At 42.8% G+C, this 22461-nt stretch carries 19 protein-coding genes; 8 read left to right on the top strand and 11 right to left on the bottom strand.

Annotated features, from left to right (window positions below; all coding sequences use genetic code 11):
- Positions 1-35: 35 nt before the first annotated feature.
- The 7 genes from ACLHG7_RS16005 (at position 36) to ACLHG7_RS16035 (ending at position 7513) form a co-directional block, all read left to right on the top strand.
- Complete coding sequence (locus ACLHG7_RS16005) at positions 36-344, top strand: YciI family protein (protein ID WP_114898092.1); 309 nt, start codon at positions 36-38, stop codon at positions 342-344.
- 18 nt (positions 345-362) lie between these two features.
- Positions 363-833 carry a hypothetical protein gene (locus ACLHG7_RS16010; protein ID WP_410211962.1) on the top strand — a complete coding sequence of 157 codons (471 nt, stop codon included), beginning with the start codon at positions 363-365 and terminating at the stop codon, positions 831-833.
- Positions 834-876: 43 nt separating this feature from the next.
- On the top strand, positions 877-2415 hold the full coding sequence (gene mnmC / locus ACLHG7_RS16015) for an FAD-dependent 5-carboxymethylaminomethyl-2-thiouridine(34) oxidoreductase MnmC (protein ID WP_410211963.1): 1539 nt from the start codon (positions 877-879) through the stop codon (positions 2413-2415).
- A 387-nt stretch (positions 2416-2802) separates the two neighbouring features.
- On the top strand, positions 2803-3978 hold the full coding sequence (locus ACLHG7_RS16020; protein ID WP_410211964.1) for a polysaccharide biosynthesis/export family protein: 1176 nt from the start codon (positions 2803-2805) through the stop codon (positions 3976-3978).
- Positions 3979-3983: 5 nt separating this feature from the next.
- Complete coding sequence (locus ACLHG7_RS16025) at positions 3984-5138, top strand: glycosyltransferase family 4 protein (RefSeq protein WP_410211965.1); 1155 nt, start codon at positions 3984-3986, stop codon at positions 5136-5138.
- Between the two features lie 2 nt (positions 5139-5140).
- The gene (locus tag ACLHG7_RS16030) at positions 5141-6184 is read left to right on the top strand and encodes a hypothetical protein (protein ID WP_410211966.1); all 1044 of its coding nucleotides are present in this window, start codon (positions 5141-5143) and stop codon (positions 6182-6184) included.
- A gap of 99 nt (positions 6185-6283) precedes the next feature.
- Complete coding sequence (locus tag ACLHG7_RS16035; protein ID WP_410211967.1) at positions 6284-7513, top strand: capsule biosynthesis protein; 1230 nt, start codon at positions 6284-6286, stop codon at positions 7511-7513.
- A gap of 26 nt (positions 7514-7539) precedes the next feature.
- Here the strand turns inward: ACLHG7_RS16035 and ACLHG7_RS16040 are convergent, their stop codons facing one another.
- The 11 genes from ACLHG7_RS16040 to ACLHG7_RS16090 all read right to left on the bottom strand — a co-directional run bounded on the left by ACLHG7_RS16040 (position 7540) and on the right by ACLHG7_RS16090 (position 21518).
- Complete coding sequence (locus tag ACLHG7_RS16040) at positions 7540-8640, bottom strand: glycosyltransferase family 4 protein (protein ID WP_410211968.1); 1101 nt, start codon at positions 8638-8640, stop codon at positions 7540-7542.
- Positions 8637-9530, bottom strand: a complete 894-nt coding sequence (locus ACLHG7_RS16045; protein WP_410211969.1) for an NAD-dependent epimerase/dehydratase family protein — start codon at positions 9528-9530, stop codon at positions 8637-8639. Before ACLHG7_RS16045 ends, ACLHG7_RS16040 begins: the two co-directional genes overlap by 4 nt.
- 2 nt (positions 9531-9532) lie before the next feature.
- On the bottom strand, positions 9533-10330 hold the full coding sequence (locus ACLHG7_RS16050; RefSeq protein ID WP_410211970.1) for an FkbM family methyltransferase: 798 nt from the start codon (positions 10328-10330) through the stop codon (positions 9533-9535).
- A gap of 172 nt (positions 10331-10502) precedes the next feature.
- Entirely contained in the window at positions 10503-11537 is a 1035-nt protein-coding gene (gmd, locus tag ACLHG7_RS16055; RefSeq protein WP_410211971.1) for a GDP-mannose 4,6-dehydratase, read from the bottom strand.
- Between the two features lie 144 nt (positions 11538-11681).
- The gene (locus tag ACLHG7_RS16060) at positions 11682-15281 is read right to left on the bottom strand and encodes a glycosyltransferase family 4 protein (RefSeq protein WP_410211972.1); all 3600 of its coding nucleotides are present in this window, start codon (positions 15279-15281) and stop codon (positions 11682-11684) included.
- Complete coding sequence (locus tag ACLHG7_RS16065) at positions 15281-15877, bottom strand: DUF4214 domain-containing protein (RefSeq protein WP_410211973.1); 597 nt, start codon at positions 15875-15877, stop codon at positions 15281-15283. Before ACLHG7_RS16065 ends, ACLHG7_RS16060 begins: the two co-directional genes overlap by 1 nt.
- Positions 15878-16166: 289 nt before the next feature.
- Positions 16167-17447: a glycosyltransferase family 4 protein gene (locus ACLHG7_RS16070; RefSeq protein ID WP_410211974.1), complete on the bottom strand. Its 1281-nt coding sequence runs from the start codon at positions 17445-17447 to the stop codon at positions 16167-16169.
- Positions 17448-17476: 29 nt separating this feature from the next.
- Positions 17477-18130, bottom strand: coding sequence for an ABC transporter ATP-binding protein (locus tag ACLHG7_RS16075; protein WP_410211975.1), 654 nt, complete (start codon positions 18128-18130; stop codon positions 17477-17479).
- Entirely contained in the window at positions 18127-18936 is an 810-nt protein-coding gene (locus ACLHG7_RS16080; RefSeq protein ID WP_410211976.1) for an ABC transporter permease, read from the bottom strand. The genes ACLHG7_RS16075 and ACLHG7_RS16080 overlap by 4 nt, the downstream gene beginning before the upstream one ends.
- Entirely contained in the window at positions 18936-20093 is a 1158-nt protein-coding gene (locus ACLHG7_RS16085) for a capsule biosynthesis protein (protein ID WP_410211977.1), read from the bottom strand. Before ACLHG7_RS16085 ends, ACLHG7_RS16080 begins: the two co-directional genes overlap by 1 nt.
- 3 nt (positions 20094-20096) lie before the next feature.
- Positions 20097-21518: a mannose-1-phosphate guanylyltransferase/mannose-6-phosphate isomerase gene (locus ACLHG7_RS16090; RefSeq protein WP_410211978.1), complete on the bottom strand. Its 1422-nt coding sequence runs from the start codon at positions 21516-21518 to the stop codon at positions 20097-20099.
- 548 nt (positions 21519-22066) lie between these two features.
- Here ACLHG7_RS16090 and ACLHG7_RS16095 point away from each other — a divergent pair.
- Positions 22067-22450, top strand: coding sequence for a RidA family protein (locus tag ACLHG7_RS16095; RefSeq protein ID WP_410212053.1), 384 nt, complete (start codon positions 22067-22069; stop codon positions 22448-22450).
- The last annotated feature ends 11 nt before the right edge of the window (positions 22451-22461 follow it).

Raw genomic sequence — 22461 nt, forward strand, 5'->3', positions numbered from 1 at the left:
ATATGTGATATTGCAAAAATAGAGGACCAAAACACATGCCATTATTTGCCGTCTATGCAACCGACGTTGCCAATAGTATTGAAAAACGCGCGATTGTCCGCCCGCGTCATGTGGCACGCTTAGAAGCATTGCATGCTAAAGGTCAAATCATCCTTGCAGGTCCATGCCCAACCGATCACAATACGCCACCAACAGGCTTTACAGGCAGTATCCTTGTGCTCGACTTTCCAGATCGTGCGACGCTGGATGCTTGGCTTGCAGAAGAACCGTATGTCCTTGAAGGGATTTACGAATCTGTTGTTGTCAAACCTTTTATTCAGACCTTTATCAAGTCCACTGTTTAATCCTCGAGCGAGAATCTTTTGAGCACTCCCGTTAGATCACGCCCTGTCATGATCACTTCTCCCCATTCTAAACGCGCCGCGGCCCTCGTTGCATCGATGATGTTTTTCATAAGCACTTGGGCTATTGCAGAAGTGCCTGCAAGCGGCGTTGCTGCTACGCCAGTAACCAATAGCGCTTCCTCAGTGACAGCAACCGCAAAACCCGCCGCACCCAAGCCGCCAACACTGGAAACACAACTCGCAAATCTCAGTAAACAAAGTAACTCACAAGCATCCAGACTCAACCAACTTGAAATCGCCAATCGTGATGCACTGACACGTAATCAAACCCTACAGCTTGAAAACGACAATCTGACGGTTCAAGTCAAAGTGCTCCAAAGTGATCGTGGTGCGCAAATGTTTATTTATGGCGCAGTTGCCATTCTGATTGGCGCATTGATTGGCTATTTCTGTGCCAGTTATTTTATGCGTAGAAGCCGACGCTGGTAGTGGGTGATAGACTGATGCATTGTTTCATTCTATTTGTCGCCATATGACTACGCTAGATGATTTCCTGATCAGCCAACATCAGATTTCTGAACAAGAATTAGGAACTCAATTTTCAAAACTGGATTCACACCAGTGCCTAACCCTTGGCAAAGCGCCTTTTAAGAGCGGAATTGTCTATTTAAAGCTGTGGAAACTGTGGCAGCAGACTCGGCCCAATAATCATAGCCGCTTGCATATCGTTGCCACCGCAAAAGAGCCTCTATCACAGCAGCAGATACAACTGCTGTTGGCTGAACATCCCGAATATCAGAATCTTGCTCACCAACTGCTAGCGCAATACCCACCTGCCATTTCAGGCATTCATCGACTCATTTATCCAGCCGAGCGTCTCACACTGGATCTCTGCTTTGGTGATACGGTGGATGATCTGATGATTGGACACCCACCTATCATTAATCCCGAACCAGCAAAATCTGAGCAACCTTCTTTCGCCGTTATTGGCGCTGGAATTGCAGGACTATCCATCACGGATGCGCTCACACGCCGAGGTTATGCCGTCACCCTTATTGAACAAGATGAACCTCTAGCGGGTGCTTCGGGTAACCCCAGAGCATTACTTTTGTCCAAACTCCCAAAGCTTGACCGTGTGAGCAATAACCTGCAGACTCTCAGTGCGCTCAGTACTGCACGCTGGTGGAATTACTGGGCTCCGGATGTAGTGACTCATTCTGGTGCACTTATTGAAGCCAATGCCGATGATTTGGAGAAAATCAAAAACTATCCCGATGACATGGTACAACGGCTTCAACCAGAAGACGTGCAGACTCATATGAAACTCATGACTCCGCGTACTCAAATGTTTATGCCACGCGCAGTAGTGATCAATCCGAAAGCCATTCGTGATCATGTGCTGTCTTCAGCACAAGTCACTCTACTGAAACAACATGTTGCGGAATTACACAAGTCCCCTGATAACCATTGGTTACTTCTCGACAACGCGGGAGTATGCATTGCCACGAGAACTCATGTGATCGTCGCTAACGCGAAAGACAGTGAGCGGCTATGCCCTACACTTCCACCGCTCACCGTGATTCGAGGACAGATGTCCTGGATAGAGTCCAATTCATTTCCCGACTTTGCATTGGGGTATGGGGGGTATGCCGTCAACGATCGAGAGAAACTCATTCTCGGTTCATCGTTCATACGGGATGATATGGATCTGACTTTACGTGACGGCGAGCATCAATCCAATCTAGAGTTATTTAAACATGCATTTCCAAAACTTGCGGCCACACTCCCCCATGCCAGCTCCTGGCAAGGACGCGCCAGTCTGCGTGCTCTGCCACGCGATTCGATGCCCATTGTCGGAGAGGTTTCACAAATGCAAGGAGTCTACGCGCTAACGGGTCTCGGCTCTAAAGGATTTTCGTTTGCGCCCCTCTGTGCCGAACTGCTTGCAGCACAAATTTTGGAAGAAACCCCGCCCTTACCCAACCCACTCATCTTGGCACTAAGTGCTCATCGTTTCATCAAAAAAGAACGAATCCGTAAACCGTATTACACACCACCACAAGATAATTAACGCATCAGCCCCATTGATTCACTAATTAAAATACTTAAAATCAGTTAAATACATATTTGACAAAAATTTCTAGTTGATGCTTTATGCGTAAAAGCTTGAACAAAGAGGCTTCGGTATTTATAGTGAGGCTTAAAAGAATTGGCGCCAACAAAGTCAATCTGCAGAACGCGTGGTTTTATTGTACGATCTGATACCATGTTAATGATTTTTCGATAAAGTACCGGAGACAGGTATGATCATTGCACATGAAAATGAAACATCCACAATGATGTGTTATAAATAAGCTGCCCTGACAGATTGCAACATTTTTTATCAATAATGGGCGTTTAGCTCTGGTAGTCTTCCTCAGAATCTAATTTTGGTCAATTTCAAATGAATGTTTTTACTATGAATAAAGCGCACACTAAATTATTGACTTTGACTCTGGTGATAGCCACCTTGAGTGGATGTACACTATCCCCTGATTGGATACCAGCAGCGGGGCCTAATCGACAAAAAATATTGGATAATAAGCAGGGCGTTGGTGCCTCAGCAGTTCAAATTGTTGAAATCAACGACGCGGTAGCAAGACAAGTCATCGCCAGTCAGCAGAAAAAATCTTTCTCATCCCTTGCTAATACATCTTCATCTTTGACCATCGGGGCTGGTGATGTTGTAGAAGTCACAGTATGGGAAGCCCCACCCGCCCTACTTTTTGGTGGCTCTGATGCCGTTGGGCTAAGCCCAAGTGGATCGAAAGCAAGTGTTTTACCTGAACAAATGGTGGATCAAAAAGGAACGATTAGTGTTCCTTTCATCGGGCAAATATTTGTTGCAGGAAAAACCCCTGAACAAGTACAAACAATTATTGCCAAAAAACTCCGTGGCATGGCGAATGACCCTCAAATTCTGGTCCGCACTACAAGAAACAATACGTCTAATGTGACAGTGATCGGCGATGTAACCGCAAGTACACGAATGTCCATCACCCCGCGTGGAGAGCGGATACTGGATGCACTTGCAGCAGCAGGCGGTGTTAAAGATCCTATCGACAAAGTCACCCTACAGCTGACTCGCGATGATCAAGCTGCAGAACTTCCTTTACAAACGGTTATTCGCGATCCCAAGCAAAATATTGTCCTGCAATCTGGTGATGTCGTTACCGCCTTATTCCAACCACTCAGTTTCACTGTTTTAGGCGCAGTGGATAAAAATCAGGAAATTAATTTTGAAGCTCAAGGCATCTCCCTTGCGCAAGCCGTTGCAAGAGCGGGAGGGTTACAAGACAGCCGCTCCGATGCTCATGGTGTATTTATTTTCCGCTTTGAAACACCAAGTGCCCTAGTACAACAGCCAGCCAATATGGTGTTGACTCCTGAGGGCAAAGTACCGGTCATTTATCGTATTGACATGAAAGATCCTACAAACTTCTTTATTGCCCAAAACTTCCCTGTACGTAATAAAGATATCTTGTATGTTTCCAATGCTTCTGGTGCAGAACTCAAAAAATTCCTCGACATTGTCTTAGGAACAGTCAGCTCAGTATTGTATCCAGCCGCATCTATCATCAGTATCTCGAAATAATATCTATGACGGATATCGTCCTCGATATTACGCGGATTGTTGGCAGAAGCTTAAAAGGTCGACTCCCCACTGGGGTTGACCGGGTCTGTTTTGCCTACCTTGATCATTTTAAAAACGCTCAGGCATTCCTACATATTCGTGGGAAAGGGATTGTTCTTACACAGGAAGACAGCACCCTTGTTCGTTCTTTTTTACTGAATCAAGACGTCAAATCACTGAAAGGTAAGTATGAGCAAGTGGATTTTCTGACTCATCTTCTGGCCAAGGTTGTTCGCAGCACACGCGTTAAACCCATCCAAAATGCGTTTTTTATTAATGTTGGGCATAGCGGATTGGAGCATGCACGCTATATCTCGTGGTTACAGCAAAACCCTGTTCGCCCCATCTATATGGTGCACGATCTCATCCCGATCACGCATCCTGAGTATTGCCGTGAAGGCGAAATCAGTCGACATACGTCACGCATGAAAGCCATGCTTGAAACGGCCTCGGGATTGATTACCAACTCGCAAGATACGTTGAATGAGCTCGATAGATTTACGATCAGACATCAACTTAAACAGTTACCCAGTCTAGTCGCACATTTAGGGATTCTCCCTGCCGTTGAATATGGGCATACGGCCTCTCCTATCCCGATGCCTTATTTTATAATGTTGGGCACTATCGAACCTCGTAAAAATCACTTACTAATCCTGAATGTCTGGCGTAAATTAATCGGAAAATACGGAGACAATACGCCCAAACTTGTTTTGATTGGGCAACGCGGGTGGGAGTGTGAGCAGGTTGTTGATATGCTTGAACGTTGCCCCCAATTAAAAGGAATTGTCATTGAGCTATCTGAGGTGTCTGATCTTGAGCTTGCACAATGGCTACAACATACTAAAGCCCTACTCTTCCCTTCGTTTGCCGAGGGTTTTGGACTGCCATTGATCGAAGCATTGCAACAAGGCGTGACCGTCCTAGCCAGCGACCTTCCGGTATTTCATGAAATTGTAGGCAATGCCCCTCATTATCTGGATCCAATTGATGGCTTAGGCTGGATGCAGGCTATTGAGTCAATATGGCTTGATCACGCCCAGCCCCCAAAATCTATCACAATGGCTTTACCAACATGGACAGATCACTTTAGAAAAGTCGATGCTTGGCTTAAGCAGGTCTAATTATGCGCCTCCTGTTTAAGTCGCATTCCAATGTTCTCCTTGACTCAACAGAAGTTCTTTATGCCTTTGGATTTTCACCTTGGAAAAGACAACTCGTCAGACGTTTTCTCAATCAACATATAAAATTCGTTTACTTAAGCTGGCAAATCCCTTCTTCTGCAACATTGGTTCTCTGGGGAAACCGCCCCATCCCTGATGGCGTCTCTTCAAATGTCAAAATCATACGCCTTGAGGATGGTTTTCTGCGATCAGTTGGCTTAGGTGCAGACTTAACACAACCTTTATCTTGGGTCATTGATCGAACCGGTATTTATTATGATGCAACCCAGCCCTCAGATCTTGAGAACATTTTAAACACAACAACCTTTGACCCTCAGCTTATCAGCCGTGCACGTCATTTATCTGAAAGACTCATTAAGGCAGGGTTAACGAAATATAATGTGGTTGGTAAGCGATGGCAAAGGCCCACCTCAGAGCAACAGATTATTTTGGTCGTGGGACAAGTTGAAAGTGATGCAAGCATTCAATTCGGTGCCAATGATATTCGTAGCAACTTGTCACTACTCAGCACTGTACGTCAGGCAAATCCTGATGCATTTATTATCTACAAGCCACATCCCGATGTCGTTGCTGGACTGAGAACCCAAGGTCGGTTAAATGCCGATGAGTTATGCAATGAAGTGGTCATTGATGTGTCCATGGACCATTTGCTAACTCAGATCGACGAAGTCCATGTCATTACCTCTCTTGCAGGATTTGAAGCCTTATTGCGAGGGAAGACCGTATTCTGCTATGGTCAACCCTTCTATGCGGGCTGGGGGCTAACCGTTGATCGTCAACCACATCCACGACGAAAACGGCAACTGACATTAGATGAATTGATTGCAGGAACACTCATTCTCTACCCAACCTATGTCAGTCGGAAAACCCATGTACAGATTTCTGTCGAAGATGCTCTAGAAGAGCTAATTAGTTGGCGTGATGAGAAAAAAATGATTCCACCGTTTGCACGCCAACTCCTGAGATTTCTTTTGCGGCGAAAGTAACAAAAGAAATAACAATTGCATACTTTAAATTAAACGCCTACTAAAGTTAAAATAATCATTATGATACTAGACCAATTAGGCTCAGCCCATAAAATTTTGATGTTACAAGGTCCATTTGGGCCTTTCTTTCGCAGCATCGCAGATAAGTTGGATCAAGCAGGGTATTCCGTCACTAAAGTAAATCTTAATGCAGGCGATGCATGGTACTCGCCAAATGGCATAGATTATACGGGTAGTATAGAAGATTGGTCTGAGTGGCTCAGAAATCTGATCCAAGAATACCAAATTGAAGCCATAATCGTTTTTAGTGATGCACGTATTTACCATCGCATCGCGCATGAGGTTGCATTACGCTTAGGAGTATTGTTTCTCGTCTTTGAGGAAGGCTATCTTCGTCCAAATTGGATTACACTTGAGCCTTGGGGCGTTAATGCCCACTCCACATTGAGCCGTAACCCTGCAGACTATAATGCAGAACCTCCTGCCCCCCCGCCAGAACACCATATCCCTGATCACTTTTCTTATCGCGCTAAATTAGCCATGTGTTATTACTTCATCACTTGGCTTTTCCAGTGGAAGTATCCTGGCTATAAGCATCATCGTGAAATCAGTTGGGCAGAACCGCGCCGCTGGATTGTTGGAGGGTTTCGTAAGGTCTGGTATAAATGGCGCCAGCGTGATGTCCTCAATCTGCTACGCCAAAACTGGAGCGGTAAAACCTTTCTGATGCCATTACAGGTTCATAATGACAGTCAACTGTGGCTACATGGTGGACATGCCATGGAAACCTATATTGAACAAACGATGGCAAGCTTTGCAGAGCACGCACCAAATGATACGGTCTTGGTGATTAAACACCATCCATTAGATCGCGCTTATCGAAATTATATCGGTCTGATTAGAACGCTGACTCGTCAATTTGATCTGCATGGGCGAGTTTTCTATGTTCACGATATTCATTTGCCCTCTCTCTTTCCAATCCTGAAGGGCACGGTCACTGTGAACTCATCGGTAGGCATGACTTCCGTTGAAGAAGGAGTTCCTGTCAAAACATTAGGTAAAGCCATTTATAACATTGTCGGACTGACCCACCAAGGCGACTTAGACGGTTTCTGGAATGACCCGCAGCCTGTAGATCGGGCATTAAGTCTACGCTACCGGGGCTGGCTTATTGCAAAATGCCAATTACAAGGTGCCGTCTATTTACCTGAATTATTAGTCGACCCTAGAGCCTTTCACAAAACAGCGCCTCTCCAAAAACACACGACAAATCAGACCTCAAAAAAGCTCGATGTTTCTAATCTTATGCCTAAACGCCATAGCTTATAAGAGATGTCTTTTTTCAAGACATCGTATTATCGACTAATACGCTTATAAATCTTCAGAGTTTGCTCAGTACAGTCCTGCCAATTATATTTTTTAGCAACGTTTAAGCCCTCTTTAATGGCCACTTCACGCCAAGCAGAATCGGTTAGACAATGCTCTAAACTTAATGAAAAACCCTCTAAGTCGTCAGGATTAATCAATTTAGCAGCGCCTGAAGCAATCTCAGGCAAGCAGGAGCGATTGGAGGTAATGACAGGAACGCCACAAGCCATCGCTTCGGCAACAGGTAACCCAAATCCTTCATAAATCGAGGGGTAAACAAATAAACGTGCACCTGCATAAATCAATGGGAGGTCTTCTTCATCAACAAATCCGAGATAGGAGAGCCAGCCACCACGTTGTGCCGCTTCTATTGCGTGATGTTGATGCTCACTCTGCCAACCTTTATCCCCTACCAATATCAATGGAAAACGTAATCTCAATTGCATTGGTAGCAAAGCATACGCATTAATCAAACTTTCAATACGCTTTCTTGGTTCGATTGTCGACACGCAAAGTGTATAACCTTGGGGCATAAGACCATGGCGCTTAAGCACAGGCTGTAGCTCATCATAAGAATGGGGTTTAAAGGTGTCTGGCACGCCATTATAAATCGACGTGATACGATGACTAGGCCAACCAAAATAATCAATCACTTCTTGCCGTACTGTTTCCGATGGCGTAATGAGGTGCTGGGCAATCCCTAAAGTCATCAAAAGTCGGCGTTCATATTGCTGCACACGTTCGATAGGGTGAGTCTCTGGAAATTTTAAAACCGATAAATCGTGAATGGTCGCAACGCCATGTTCTGCTGCAGGCGGAAGAAAAAAATTGGGGGAATGAAAGACCGAACTCTTCATCGCTTGCCCTAAGTAAAGCGGTCGCAACGCTTTAGGGACATTAAAAGACTCGTATGTTACTTTACCTGTTATAGGGATCGTCAATGGTGACTTAACCCACCGCCCATTTGAATAATATTTTAACTTCTGAATCTCATTTGACGTGTGAATTCGGCTGACCAACTCCTTGGTATAACGTCCAATACCCGTGAGTGGTGGAATCAACGCATCTACTGCTATAATTAAGTTCATAAAGCGCTATTCAACATCCAAGTCAATGTTTCTCTTAGCGGAATATCCGCGACCTTCCCCACCGCAATATCCAGCTTTTCACTGGAACCGATCAATCTATGCACTTCATTCGCGCGAACAAATGCAGGGTTGACGCGTACATCCAAATCATGACCAGAAATCTCACGCATCATTTGCAAAACATCAAGCAAAGAATGCCCTTGACCGGAACACACATTAAAAACATCGCCATGAATGCCCGACTCTAATAGCAGCTTATAACGCCTGACGACAGAACGTACATCGGAAAAATCTCGGATCACATTGATATTTCCCAACTCCAGTTCTGTTGCTCGTCGCTTAAAATGATCAACGATTTTAGGAATCAAGAAATTGAGTGACTGACCCGCACCCGTATAATTAAATGGCCGAACCAGGGTGATCGGTAATTGTTCGAACCATAGCTTAGCCATGTATTCCATACTCAACTTACTCACCGCATAGTCATTTGCAGGGGCTGCAATCACCGACTCAGTAATCGGCTCAACAACAGCATTGCCGTAAATATTTGCACTACTGGCGAGTAATACAGAGCGAGGAATATGACTACTTTTAACAATCGCATCGAGTAAATTACGTGTCCCGACAACATTAGTGCGGTAAATCGCATCAACATCACCATGTGCAACAAAAGCGATAGCAGCCAAATGCACCACTAAATCAGGCTTAACCTGCGCAAAAACCTTAACAAGACCGTCTCGGTCCAGGAGATCACAATGATAAACACCAGAGCCTCCTCCCTTAGAAGAACGTGAAGCTAAACCAATGACATCATAACCCGCGGAGCGGAGCTCTTCAGCCATATACTGCCCAGTAAACCCATTCATTCCTGTAATCAATGCTGTTGCCAAAACTACTCTCCCTCAGTGCTTTTCATTTTCAATGCATCGTAGGCTTCCCGTAATTGAACAAAACGATATAGTTCAAAATGATCAAATACATTAGGAGGCACTTCAAACGCAGAATTGAGCGCTTTATGCTCTTGCGCTAAATAAAAACGGTTTAAACCATCAAAATAAACAAAGATATAATTCATATCTTTAAGGTAGCTATCCCACCCAGCATAACTCTTAATTTGAGAATTCGGCAGCGTCGCTTCTATGATCAAAATCCATGGCCGAAAGCGCTCAAAATCCAGTCCTTTTAGGACTTGTTCTTCGAATCCCTCCACATCGACTTTTAAAAAATGCACATTCTGAGGAGCATGTTCATCAAAAATCTTGGTCAAGGTTGTTGTGGGAACATCATAACTGACAATCGAAATCCCTGCTTCTTTATGCTGATTTGCAATACTCTGCGATGCGCTCGACAACCCTCTAACTTCCGTTTCGTATAGCTCTAAAAAACCATCTTGATCGCTAATTGCGATCTGTAAATTAATATCTTCGGGACGATTTTTTTGTAGATCATGGAAGTGAGACGCAATAGGTTCAATATTAATCCCACGCCAACCCTTCAAATAAAAAGCATGGGTTACCGAATCAATGATTGGATCATTGGCACCCACATCGACATAAAACCCTTTTTCGACTGACTTTAGTGCCCGCCATAGCATGACATCTTCAAAATTCTGTGCATAGGATATAAACTCCGGCACTACAATAGAATTCACTGATTGGTCTTCAAGTGAGTCAGTTTGATCATTTGTCATATCTAACCCGCTATTGAGAAAGAAAGCGCCATCTTGATATTTCGAGAATCAATCAAAGTTCCAAAATAATTATTATAAAAATTAGATGAATACTTTTACGATTCAAACAAATAAAGAGTCTGGGGTAAACGTCCTCTACCCCAGACTCAAACAATTCAGATCAACTTGTTCCTTAGAACGAAAAACCTTGTTCATTGCGTCGTAGATCGGCTTCAACCATCATTCTGCATAGCTCTTCCAAATTGGTTTTTGGTTCCCAACCCAGTTTTGCTTTTGCATGCGCAGGATCACCAATCAACAACTCCACTTCAGCAGGGCGATGGAATTTTGGATTGATTTTCATCACGGTCTTGCCTGTCGCAACATCAATCGCAACTTCATCGACGTCTGTGCCTTTAAATTCAACCGTAATACCTGCCGCTTTAAATGCCATGGTCACAAAATCACGAACAGTTTCGGTACGGTTTGTTGCCAAAACAAAGGTATCCGGCTCATCAGCTTGTAACATCCGCCACATACCTTCAACATATTCTTTAGCAAAACCCCAATCACGTTTTGCATCCAAATTACCAAGCTCTAGAACATCCAGTTTGCCTAATTTAATCTTAGCAACACTATCCGTAATTTTGCGAGTCACAAACTCACGACCACGAAGCGGCGACTCGTGATTAAATAAAATACCACTTGAGGCAAAAATACCATAAGACTCGCGGTAATTAATTGTCATCCAGTGCGCATACAGTTTTGCAACGCCATAGGGGCTGCGTGGATAAAATGGCGTATCTTCTTTCTGTGGGATCGCTTGAACTTTACCGAACATTTCTGAGGTCGATGCTTGGTAAAAGCGAATTTTTGGATTAACAATTCGAATTGCTTCGAGCAGATTGACTGCACCAATCCCAGTGATTTCTGCAGTCGTAATTGGCTGCTCAAAAGACACCCCCACAAAACTTTGTGCAGCGATGTTATACACCTCTGTCGCACCCGAAGTCTGCAACAAACGGATACTTGAAGATAAATCCGTCAAATCATATTCAACAAGATGTAAGTTAGGGTTTTTCTCTATTCCCAGTTCTTCAATACGCCAGAAGTTTACAGAGCTGGTACGACGATATGTCCCATACACGGTGTAACCTTTACTCAAAAGCAATTCGGCCAAATATGCGCCGTCTTGCCCTGTGATTCCGGTGATAACTGCTGTTTTCATACTTTTCTCGACTAGACTTGTGGATAGAAATACATTTAATCAATGAGTTTTTTAGATCTACTCAGATCTTCCTTCAATCAAATCGTTACGCTACATGAGCATGAACGACTAAAAAATTTTCAATTAGCGCCAATACCGTTTATCTCATCTGAAAAAATCAAGGAATCGATCGCCAAAGCTTTTCTTCGGTAAAGGACTCTGTTCAGGTGCAATCGAAATTTCCTGGTTCAAGGCTTCAACATGTTGATTAACTGCCGTTGGAACAACATTGTTAATTTGCTGATCTTTCCCAGCATATCTTTCCTCTGCATGAGCAGCTGTTACTATGTTGATATTTTTTTCAACTATTTGTACAGCCGTACTCACTGACTCTGCAACTGGGCTTAGTTCATCAATCTCATAGCATTCGATCAATGAAATCTTCATGGAGGTCTTTTCATCAACCCAAATTCGGATTTCTAAATCATTACAATTCTCAGTTAACGAAAATTGTAATGATGCAATGTGATTAGAATGCGTCACTTGATTAAACGTTTGATCACATAACTTCACGCCACCTTTGTTGTAGGCCACGTCAACACGGACGCTATCGGATGGTTTTTTCCACTCCCCATGAATTCCGATCTCATATAAGCCCGCTTTGAGATGGATATAAGGTCCATAGATCAAATAACCGGTCTTACCTGTACTCGATATATTTTTGCCTTTATATTCCCCGACCTGCGTCAAAATAGACGAATCATCAGCCCAGTAGCGTAACACTTTATCGATGTTTTCTTCTGTTGCGACTTCTACGGCTACTTCGGGCTGAACTTCATGCTGTATAGCCGATAACTCTTCAATCGGTTTGAATTCAAGCAAAGAGATTTTAATCACTGCGGCATCATCAACTGCTAATCTGACTTCAAGATCACCACAGTTTTCGTTTAGCGTGAATTGAATAGAGGCAAAAGTGTTCGATTTTTTAATTTTATTAAAAACTTTATCCACCAACTTCACAGCGCCTTTATTATAAGCAACATCAATCCGTACGCGATCAGATAACTCCGCCCACTCACCATGGATCTCAATCTGATAATGACCCGCCGCAAAATGCGCATACGGACCATAGAATAAATATCCAGCTTTGCCGGTAGTCAGCATATGCTGTGACTTTCGTTCACCAACCTGACTCATTAAACGACTATCGGAGCCCCAATAACGGACAACATGATCAGAGAGCCATGATTTATACCAATTATCATTAAAAATGACATTAATCAGACTACTGGTTGTTTGTTTCCACGTTAACCAAGGTATTGATGATGACGAAGGCGGTTCAGGTAATGCCAACCATTTTTTGATAGCCATTGCGAGTGCATCTGGTGTTCTGCCAGAGAAATAAAACGCATTATCTCCTGCAACTTCACGGAAAACAGGAATATCCCTAGCGATAATAGGCAGATCCTTTTGAGCAGCCTCAATGAGCGGCAAACCAAAGCCTTCAGCCTCAGATGCAACGATCAGACAGGTTGAATGTTCATAAATTTTCTCAAGATATTCATCGCTGACTGTTTTCAGCCACAATAATGGATGATTACGCCCAGTGTTACTCAACATTTGAGCCAAAGAATCGACATGCCAGCCTTGTTTCCCAACTAAAACTAGATTGATATCAACGCCCTGCATCCAAAGCTGTTCGAATGCCAATAATGCTTGCAGCACCCCTTTTCGAGGTTCAATGGTCCCAACCATGAGAAAGGTTGGGCGCTCTGATAACCGCTTAAGTACATCTTCTGCGTCGTCAGGTATCCCTTTGCTCGGGAGAGACTGAGCAACATCCGCCCCCAAATGAAACCAACCCAATGGAAGAGGTCTAATGATTTTTGGACCATAAACATCCAACCAACCCAACATCTCATCTGCAACTGCGCGAGATATGCTGAGTAAACCATCAGATCCTGCAATCGTTGTTAACCACTTAGAATGCGTCGGAGAGACATGACTTGGGAAAAAATTAGGGTTCAAAACAGGTAATAAATCATATAAAACAAAATAGGTTTTAACGCCGATTTGTTTTAACAGATTAAAGAAATCCGTTTGATAATGAATGATTTCAGTTAAGTCTAGACCTAAAAAAATATCGCCTACACGTACATCAACGAGATCATCACTCAGATTAATATCAAAATCATCATCTGGATTCAAAAATCGTTGTGTAAATTTCTTCGCGTAACGATAACCAGTGCCATGTTGCGGCACGGCATAAATAGGCTCAACTTTAAACCCTGGCACAGGACTGGTTAATAGCTCAATGAGAATGCTGCGAACAACGCGCTGGATCCCACTTCTTGAATCACGCTGAACCAACTCAGACACATCAACAAATAATTGTTTGCCTTGACTCTGAGGATGATTTTGAGCAATCGCTTTTGCAGTTTTTATAACTTCCTCAGGTGCCATTGCTTTAATATTTTGAGGACTTAAATGATTGATTAACTCAGCAGGCAATGCAACACTGTCCACTGTAGAGCAACCACCATGTTTCAAAAATAAGCTTTCTATTGCTTTGAGCGCAACTTGAGCACTGGCATCCCATGTAAATTTCTTTGCTTGCTGTAGCCCGTGATCAGCCAAACTCTGTCTTAGTTTTTTATCGGCGAGTACACTTTGAATCTTTTTAGAGATGGAAATCGTGTCAAATGGATCAAACAAAGCATCATCTCGACCGATAACCTCTGGAATACTTGTCGTATTTGAACCAATAACGGGTGCTCCGCAAGACATTGCTTCTAAAGCGGGTAACCCAAAACCTTCATGCCATGATGGGAATACGAAAAGCTCACAAATATTATAGAGCCCCACCATCTCTGTATCTGTCACCCGCCCAGTAATCACAACGTCAGTCGTTGTTAAGCCACACATTTTTGCATGTTCTTCAAATTGAAGACGATGTTCATGCGGTAATCCGCCCACAATCGCAACCTGATAGTTTTTTCTGTCAGACTCAGGAATTAACGCGAATGCTTGTATCAAACGTAAATGATTTTTACGTTCATCAGTCGCACCCGAATACATAATAAATGAACGCGGTAATCCAAATTTATTGCGTAACTGTTGCTCGGCCTCTGAGGACATCTCAACAACTTTAAAATGCTCATCTGCAGCAGCTGAGATGTTAACCGCCTGGTCAGGATTAATACCTAAACACCCGATTGTCTCTAGACGTGAAGATTCTGATATTGCTAGGAAAAGATCAGCCTGTCTGAGATAGTGAACTTTTTCCATATACAGTCTTTCAAAAACTGGATTAGGTGTTAGATACACTTCTCGCTGTAATAATGGGATTAGATCGTAGAAAGTAACTGCGGTAAGAACTGACTTGGTAAGTCGCCCAATACTATGCACAGCATCATCGCCAAACCCTTCAATAATACTGGTTATATGTAAGACATCAGGTTTTAAGCTGACTAAAAACGCCTCACGAATCAATTCAGCATTATATCGGCGGATATCATTATTGATTCCAAAAGCATCCACTGGACCTGGGGTATACCAAACACGAATATTTTCTTGTGGCAGGAGACCGTCGAATGCAGCACGTATAGGTTCAATCGTTTCAGGGAAGAGACCGCTCAACATGAGGATAACTTCATGATCGCCGCGATTCCGAACCATTGCCAACGCTAATGCCAGCGAATAGCGTCCGATACCGCGGAAGCGGCTTCCACACTGTGCCCCCTGCAAGTCAATAACTATCCGCATTACGTCACCTTTTTACTTGAATATGAAATATTACTTAATTGGTTATAAATTTCTTGAGCATAGAGAGATAATTGGCTAGATATTTCGGCGCTTAATTTTTTCTTCAGTGCTTGATCGCTTACCGACTCACCTTTTATCTCGCTTTCAAGTTGGTGAAGTCTGAATTCCAATCCTCTTTCTTTGCGCGCACTGAAACGGTCACTATCTGCATACTTAGCGATATCCAATATCGAACCGATAACCGGAAGTTTTTTTAACTTCAATCGCCGAATAGGGGCTTCCACGCGAGGTAAATTAGGGATGCCAAGAACCCACCCCGTTACAGGATATTGCGCAAAACTATGGCGCCACGCTGCGGATCTTAATCCAGAAATCGTAATATCTCTCTCTTGTGCCTCCGAAGAAGATAAAAGTTGTTTTAATATACTGATTTTGGAATATCCCGCACGCAGCCGATTTAAGTAGTAATCCATTCCTGTCGGATCAGTCTCTCTACCTAAAATAGTCTGGTAAGCGCACGCAACAAACTGTTCGCCTTGGTAAGCCATTAATTCATCTATCGTTGAAGCAATGGGGATATCTGTAAGTGTTGGCACTATTACCTGCTCCGTTTAAATCAAAAAATGATTGTCGCTATGGGATCATTTCTTGATATTTACAGCCTAATTATTCAGCAACAATACTAAAAACGCTTCTCAAAAGAGAAAGCATCATTTGTATTATCATTCAATGTAAACTCAAATCACCAAATAGATGTCTAACAAATAGAGTCGCTCATCATCACTATTTAATCATTCCAACTTAAATGTCATCGTAAATTTCATTTCTAAAAAATTAAAATCTTCTTAAACACCAAATTCAACCATAACCAATTAATTTTAATAATTATTTATGCCTAATTGAAAATAATTTTTCTAAAAAAGTCTGTTTACGCTTATGGATCAAACTTGTCGTCACAAATGCAGGTTTTCCATTATTTAAGGTCTGGTAATCAGACTCTAATTCACCCTCATTCTGCTCAAGATCCAAACTCCGACACAATTGCTTGGCACTTTCATACCATGAGGTCACCGCTATAGACTCAGAGTGGATATCGCCAGATGCAATACCAGATAACCATTCCATAATTTTTAACGACAAACCTTTAGCATCTTTACAATCAAAATAAGTTACTGCATTTCCAGCGACTTCACGAAACACATCAATATCACGTGCCAAGACAGGCAAACCATGCAAAATCGATTCCACTAAGGGCAAACCAAAGCCTTCCGCTTCAGAAGAAACGATCACGCCACTAGCGACATTATAAAGCCGCTTCAAAAGCTCATCACTGCCATTTTCAAACCACCACAAACGGATGTTCTGTTGTGGATGTAATCTCATTTTTCTTTGAAGAACTTCAGTTTTCCAACCACTGCGTCCAATAATAACCAGATTAACATCAACACCTTGCCGCCAAAGTTCTTCAAAAGCGAGTAATGTCTGTAAATACCCTTTTCGAGGCTCAATCGTTCCGACCATTAAGATGGTAGGTCTCTTAGCAATTTCTAAAAAAATATCTTGTGTATTCTGAGGAAGTCCCTCACTAGGAAAACTGGCCTCGATATCCGCGCCAAGCGTGATCACACTGACTTTGAGTCGATTCGACTCAGACTTAAATCGCTGTGATAAATAATGTATTAGCTCATTCTTACCATGATAAGAAATACAAATTGCACTATCTGAAAATGCTACTAACACCTTAATCCATCGACGAAAATTAATATAGGTCCTGAAATTGAACCACTCTGGATTCGTCAAAGGAAGAATGTCGTACACCATAATATGAATTGAAACGCCCTTACTCTTCCAGCCTTTCAACTGTTTTTTATACCTTGGTAATAAGTGAGCAGATAGATCAAGTCCTAAAAAAACATCCCCCTCACGAGCAATGACAACATCAGAGCCTGTATATAAAACATTTTCCTGTTCAGGTACATAGCGATATTGATGATCACGAGTAGCATAAACAGGGCAAATCCGATATCCAATAGGTGGAGAACTGATCAATTGACTGAGTAATGCTCGAACTACACGCTGAATCCCAGTCTTAGAGTCACTTTCGTAAATTACCGATACATCTACTAATAATTGATGGGGCTGTGTGTTTAATGGGTAATTTAGCAATACGCACCTACAAAAAAAAGTAAATAACTTTAGCCGACATGTTCATGGTAAAAATGATAAGCGTCATCTATTTGTTCAAATGAATGTAATTTACCCTGGATGATGACAGCCGCATGATCACAGTGTTCTCGTATAAATCCAGCATCATGAGAAACCAGAATCATTGCGCGATCTTTTCTTTTCTCAAACAACTCATAGTGACATTTCGCATGAAACCGACTGTCACCTACAGCAGTAATTTCATCAATCAAAAAACAGTCAAATTCAACAACCATAGAAATTGCAAATGCAAGACGCGCAGCCATCCCGGCAGAATAGGTCTTGACTGGTTCATACAAATAACGCCCCAATTCAGAAAACTCTTGGACAAATGGAATCTTATCTTCAGTTGTAGTACCATAAATACGACAAATAAAACGTAGGTTATCTACGCCAGTTAATGAACCCTGAAATGCGCCAGCGAATGCCAGTGGCCAAGATACACTCATATGACGCGTAATACTTCCACTGGTAGGGCGCTCTGCACCACTGATTAAACGTATCAGCGTCGACTTACCCGCACCATTCCGGCCTAATATCCCTAACTTCTCTGTTGGGGCAACACGTAGATTGATATTATCAAGGACTTTCGCCTCGCCACTGCGCAGTGGATAAACTTTGACAACATCTTCTAATAGAATCACGCTGGTTTCACCTGTCGACTGACAATTCTCACTTGAATAAGCCCAAAAAGTGTCAGGCAAAGGCACACGATAATCATGTATTGCAGATCATAATGAGCCTTAACTGCACTCCCAAAATAGCCTTCCCGAAGATATTCAATACCATGAACCATGGGGAGATACAAAACAAAGCTTTGAACTGAAGTCGGTAACCAATCAACCATGAACCCAGAACCGGATAATGGAAATAATATATAAGAAAATGGATGCCAGATTTTATCTACGACCTCGGTTCTTTCACTGAGCGCCCCAACAACAAAGGCTAAGGCAACACCAAACCACGTAAGTAATAGCCACCCTTCAATAACTTTTAAAACATCTTCAGGCATACTCATCCAGCCCAATGATGAGAAAATAATACTTAATGTAATGAATGATGCTGTAGCACCCGAAAACTCCAAAATCACTCGCGATAAATATACATCGATAATTTTGACCTGCCGATGATACATCAAAGTAAAATTTGACTCGACAGCGCCAACCAGACGTCCTGGCATATTCCGCCAAAGCAACACAGACGAATAACCTGTCACCGCAAAAGCGGCAATGGGCAGATTAGATCCATGTGAGGCTCTGGATAAAGTCCAAAGCGCAGTAACCCCTATCGTAAACAACATGGGCTCAATAAATAGCCACAAAAAACCCACGTTGTGGCGTCCATAGCGGGTAATCACTTCTCGCATTAAAAGTGCTTTGAGCACACGCTTCTGAATCATCAGCGACCCCCAAAAGGAAGTGCCATACTTTTCCTTCCGGCGAATACTCATTAATTCTGATGCTCCCGAACACCTGCTATGAGCATGGATAATACAAACCATACGATTGAGCCTAAAGCAAATGTTGCAAAGACATTCCGTATTCTTCGCGGTTCCATAGCTTTATCAGGCTTATTAGGTTGCACAATACGCTCAACGTAAAGCTGTTTGCGCTGAGAATCATTTTTCGCGAGCTCTAAAGTCGCTAAAGAAGCGGCAAGTTGCTTACCAGCAACATCATAATTAAACTGCAGTTGATCGTACTCAGGAGATTTTGTAGAAAGAGAACGCTGCCCCCCTGATACACCCGATGTTTGCTTTGCAATTTCATTTAACAACGTCGCTTTCTGATTCTCTAATACTGGGATCTGAGGGTTCTTTGGCGCTAGCGATTTAACCTGATTCAATTGTGTAATGGTTGTCACTAACTGATCCTGCAGTTTAGCCACTTGCTCTAACTGTAAAGCCGATTGCTTATCTGTATCAAAGATACCTTGATTATTACGATATACTGATAACGCTTTCGCTGCAGAAACCGCAGACTGACGCGCAGCATCGACTTCCTGCTGAGCCGATCGTATCGCATCAATCCGACCTCGCTCATTCATTTTATTGACAAGGGTCTCACTCAATTCAATGAGTTGTTCATTGATACGCCATGCATCTTCAGCCGTATAAGCTCGGACCTCAAGGGTTGAGATTGAGGATACGGTATCAAGGTCAATAGTCACCTTCTTCGAATAATATTTATATAAAGATTCTGAGGACTTTTCTGAGCTTAAAGCCGCATAACGATTAAAAATATCAATGTCTTTATTACCGTATATTTTCTTTAAACCAAGACTCCTATCTAAAGTAAACATCGCATCACGTGAAAGCATGTAGTCATGCACCGCGTACACATCATCTGCAGCCTTAGAAAAGCCAGCCCCCTGAAGCAAAGCACCAATACCTGAAGAGGATTGTTGTTTTTGAGGACTTCTGACCACATACTCTGACGTTGAAATATAAACATCCGAAGCAATAAGCCCATAATAAACAATGGAGACTAGCGTTGGTAAAATAACAACAACTGCCAAAAGAGTATTGCCACGCACCCAAGCGACCAATCGTGCTAGCAATGATTGAGTCGTGTTGTGATCGACCGACTGACTATGAGTAGCTTGCATAAATTAGCAACGTCCATAATTATCTTGAAAACGCACTATATCATCTTCGCCCAAATATTCCCCACTTTGTACCTCAATCATAATGAGTTGAAGTACTCCAGGGTTTTCAAGACGATGCCTATTTCCAGCTGGAATATAAGTTGACTCATTCGCACCCAACAACAATGTCTTATCCCCATTGGTCACTTGCGCGGTTCCACTCACAACAATCCAATGTTCACTGCGATGATGATGCATTTGTAAACTCAAACTTGCACCGGGTTTCACTTCAATTCGTTTAATCTTGAATCGTGAACTTTCCTCAAGAATAGTATAGGTCCCCCAAGGTCTTGCAACGGTACGATGCAATTTAAACGCATCATGCCCTAAAGCTTTAAGCTGAGCGACAACCTTACGCACGTCTTGCGTTTTATCAGCATGCACAACCAATAGTGCATCAGGCGTGTCAACAATAACTAAATCCTGAACTCCAACCGCCGCAACTAAGCGATCATTGCTTTGCACATAAACATTACGCGAATCAACGATAACAGACTGCCCTACGGTACGATTAAGCGCTTCATCCGCAACGGTTAACTCACTCACTGCTTGCCAAGAACCAATGTCACTCCAGCCGAAATCACACGGAATAACCGCAACCTTATCTGAGCGTTCAAGCAATGCATAATCAATTGAAATATCAGGGAACTTTGCGAAAATATCTGCTGAATAATCCTGCATGGGGGTTACTGCACCTTCACCAAGCTGAGCACGGCAAGCTTGTGCAATCGTCACAATCTCAGGAGCCGTCTTTTCAAGCTCACTTAAGAATGTACCCGCTTGGAAACAGAAAATTCCTGCATTCCACAGGTGATTACCACTCGCCAAAAGTTGTTGTGCTTTTTCAAAGGCTGGCTTTTCAACAAAGCGGGCAACGGAATAACCCACGCCCAGCGCCTCACCACACTCAATATAACCAAAGCCAGTTTCAGGTGCGGTTGGTGTAATACCAAAAGTAACCAAATAACCTTGACTTGCGAGGGTCGCGGCAGCAGCAACCGCGTCTTCAAAACGCTGCCCATCCTTAATTAAGTGATCTGCAGACATCACCAGCAATATCGCTTCAGGACCTTGTTTCTCTAAAATGTCCAATGCAGCTAAAGCAATTGCAGGCGCAGTATTGCGACCAAAGGGCTCAAGCAAAAAAGTAGACTGAACTTTAGCGTTAACTTGCGCTAAATTATCTTTGCTCTCAAAAAAATAATCCCGGTTAGTTACAGTCACTAAATAATCCGTACTCATGACCGAAGCCGCACGCTGATAAGTCTTCATCAAGAGACTCTGCCCATCCGCAAGCTTCATAAACGGTTTAGGATAGCCCTCACGAGATACAGGCCATAAGCGAGTACCCGCACCACCAGACATAATCACAGGAACAAGAATCATTGATGTAACCCACCTATTTGAAAACCAGACTAATTTTGCTTACTTTTAGTTAGAACACACAAGCAAGCAAAAAACATGCTAAGAACAACATGTAATCAAAAAAAGAAACCGGAAAAGAAGTCTTTTAACTAAAAGGAAAAATGCATATTACTCATCCAGCAACTGTCGATTATTCCCCAAAAAATAACCGTTATTTGTCGATAATGACGTTGAGACAGTGCATCGGAGCAAGTACTTATGACCTGACTATAATTGCTCAGATCACTTTAAGCAACCCCACGCTTTTTGATTAAAAAAAGCACTACCTACCAACAAGTCACTGTTAACATTTATTTTTTATAAAAATTTATTTTTTTACTTCGTCTAGCAAGCAATTTGGCATAACACAACAATGACAATCTGCTAACAAGTTTCTGTAGCTTTTCTAATACGAATCATTCCACTTTCATGACGTTAGCCCGCATCAGATTGCGGTTCAATGCTGTATCATTCAAATGAATTATTTTTCTGTTGTGACTTCACCATTCTTTTTTCGATCAGGACTCATGATTATGCGTCGAGTTATTCATACCTCTCTTGCTCCAGCCGCTATCGGAACATACTCACAGGCAATCCAAACGGGTAACACCGTCTATTTGTCAGGCCAAATTGGTCTAGACCCTGAAACCATGCAGTTGGTTGAGGGCGTTGAAGCACAAATTCGTCGCGTCTTTGATAATGTACAAGCAGTATCAGAAGCTGCTGGCGGTTCGCTTGCTGATATCGCGAAAATCAATATCTTTTTAATTGATCTGGCGAATTTCCAACTTGTCAACCAAATCATGGGGGAATATTTTACCGAACCGTACCCAGCACGTGCAGCCCTCGGTGTGGCAAGCCTACCCCGTGGCGCACTCGTGGAAATGGATTGTATTTTAGAACTCGCGGACTAAATATCTCACTT

It is taken from the genome of Aquirhabdus sp. (assembly GCF_046462495.1).
Lineage (GTDB): Bacteria > Pseudomonadota > Gammaproteobacteria > Pseudomonadales > Moraxellaceae > Aquirhabdus.

Bases quoted from the DNA above. Each gene is read 5' to 3' on its own strand.
- ACLHG7_RS16005 (WP_114898092.1), top strand. From the start codon at position 36: ATGCCATTATTTGCCGTCTATGCAACCGACGTTGCCAATAGTATTGAA.
- mnmC (WP_410211963.1), top strand. From the start codon at position 877: ATGACTACGCTAGATGATTTCCTGATCAGCCAACATCAGATTTCTGAA.
- ACLHG7_RS16020 (WP_410211964.1), top strand. From the start codon at position 2,803: ATGAATAAAGCGCACACTAAATTATTGACTTTGACTCTGGTGATAGCC.
- ACLHG7_RS16025 (WP_410211965.1), top strand. From the start codon at position 3,984: ATGACGGATATCGTCCTCGATATTACGCGGATTGTTGGCAGAAGCTTA.
- ACLHG7_RS16030 (WP_410211966.1), top strand. From the start codon at position 5,141: ATGCGCCTCCTGTTTAAGTCGCATTCCAATGTTCTCCTTGACTCAACA.
- ACLHG7_RS16035 (WP_410211967.1), top strand. From the start codon at position 6,284: ATGTTACAAGGTCCATTTGGGCCTTTCTTTCGCAGCATCGCAGATAAG.
- ACLHG7_RS16040 (WP_410211968.1), bottom strand. From the start codon at position 8,640: ATGAACTTAATTATAGCAGTAGATGCGTTGATTCCACCACTCACGGGT.
- ACLHG7_RS16050 (WP_410211970.1), bottom strand. From the start codon at position 10,330: ATGACAAATGATCAAACTGACTCACTTGAAGACCAATCAGTGAATTCT.
- gmd (WP_410211971.1), bottom strand. From the start codon at position 11,537: ATGAAAACAGCAGTTATCACCGGAATCACAGGGCAAGACGGCGCATAT.
- ACLHG7_RS16060 (WP_410211972.1), bottom strand. From the start codon at position 15,281: ATGCGGATAGTTATTGACTTGCAGGGGGCACAGTGTGGAAGCCGCTTC.
- ACLHG7_RS16080 (WP_410211976.1), bottom strand. From the start codon at position 18,936: ATGAGTATTCGCCGGAAGGAAAAGTATGGCACTTCCTTTTGGGGGTCG.
- ACLHG7_RS16085 (WP_410211977.1), bottom strand. From the start codon at position 20,093: ATGCAAGCTACTCATAGTCAGTCGGTCGATCACAACACGACTCAATCA.
- ACLHG7_RS16090 (WP_410211978.1), bottom strand. From the start codon at position 21,518: ATGATTCTTGTTCCTGTGATTATGTCTGGTGGTGCGGGTACTCGCTTA.